1 protein-coding gene and 4 tRNA genes are annotated in these 1,193 nt (G+C 49.0%); all 5 read left to right on the top strand.

Annotated elements, in window-relative coordinates; all coding sequences use genetic code 11:
* The first annotated feature begins 328 nt into the window (after positions 1–328).
* Positions 329–404: transfer RNA gene (locus tag BHE85_RS16050), tRNA-Thr, on the top strand.
* Positions 405–412: 8 nt separating this feature from the next.
* A tRNA-Tyr gene (locus BHE85_RS16045) sits at positions 413–497 on the top strand.
* Positions 498–613: 116 nt separating this feature from the next.
* A tRNA-Gly gene (locus BHE85_RS16040) sits at positions 614–688 on the top strand.
* A 6-nt stretch (positions 689–694) separates the two neighbouring features.
* A tRNA-Thr gene (locus tag BHE85_RS16035) sits at positions 695–770 on the top strand.
* A gap of 114 nt (positions 771–884) precedes the next feature.
* A partial coding sequence (locus BHE85_RS16030) for a GTP-binding protein (RefSeq protein WP_000031690.1) occupies positions 885–1,193 on the top strand: 309 nt, incomplete at its 3' end.

Below are 1,193 nucleotides of genomic sequence, written 5' to 3'. Positions count from 1 at the left end.
CCAATGTGCATAAAAAAATCCGGAAACAAGTGAGCGTTTCCGGATTCTTACACAGCCACTGGATCGGTCAACTGATCCTTAACTGATCGGCATTACTCCTAGGAAGCTATCGTTGAAAAGCAATGTGACAGATATTCCATCTGATAAGAAGAATTATGGTTTAGCAGGAGCGCATTGTTGAGCACAATGATGTTGAAAAAGTGTGCTAATCTGCCCTCCATTCGGCTGTTTCTTCATCGTGTCGCATAAAATGTGACCAATAAAACAAATTATGCAATTTTTTAGTTGCATGAACTCGCATGTCTCCATAGAATGCGCGCTACTTGATGCCGACTTAGCTCAGTAGGTAGAGCAACTGACTTGTAATCAGTAGGTCACCAGTTCGATTCCGGTAGTCGGCACCATCAAGTCCGGTGGGGTTCCCGAGCGGCCAAAGGGAGCAGACTGTAAATCTGCCGTCACAGACTTCGAAGGTTCGAATCCTTCCCCCACCACCAATTTCGGCCACGCGATGGCGTAGCCCGAGACGATAAGTTCGCTTACCGGCTCGAATAAAGAGAGCTTCTCTCGATATTCAGTGCAGAATGAAAATCAGGTAGCCGAGTTCCAGGATGCGGGCATCGTATAATGGCTATTACCTCAGCCTTCCAAGCTGATGATGCGGGTTCGATTCCCGCTGCCCGCTCCAAGATGTGCTGATATAGCTCAGTTGGTAGAGCGCACCCTTGGTAAGGGTGAGGTCGGCAGTTCGAATCTGCCTATCAGCACCACTTCTTTTCTCCTCCCTGTTTTTTCCTTCTGTTTATTGCATTCAACAAGTCGGGCATGTTGCCTGGTTGATGTGGTGATATCACCGATTTATCCGTGTCTTAGAGGGACAATCGATGTCTAAAGAAAAGTTTGAACGTACAAAACCGCACGTTAACGTCGGTACTATCGGCCACGTTGACCATGGTAAAACAACGCTGACCGCTGCAATCACTACCGTACTGGCTAAAACCTACGGCGGTGCTGCTCGCGCATTCGACCAGATCGATAACGCGCCGGAAGAAAAAGCTCGTGGTATCACCATCAACACTTCTCACGTTGAATACGACACCCCGACCCGTCACTACGCACACGTAGACTGCCCGGGGCACGCCGACTATGTTAAAAACATGATCACCGGTGCTGCTCAGATGGACGGCGCGATC

Origin of the sequence: Shigella sp. FC1567 (assembly GCF_001743015.1) — a bacterium.
GTDB classification, from domain to species: Bacteria; Pseudomonadota; Gammaproteobacteria; order Enterobacterales; family Enterobacteriaceae; genus Escherichia; species Escherichia coli.
This window is presented reverse-complemented; position numbering and strand designations above follow the sequence as displayed.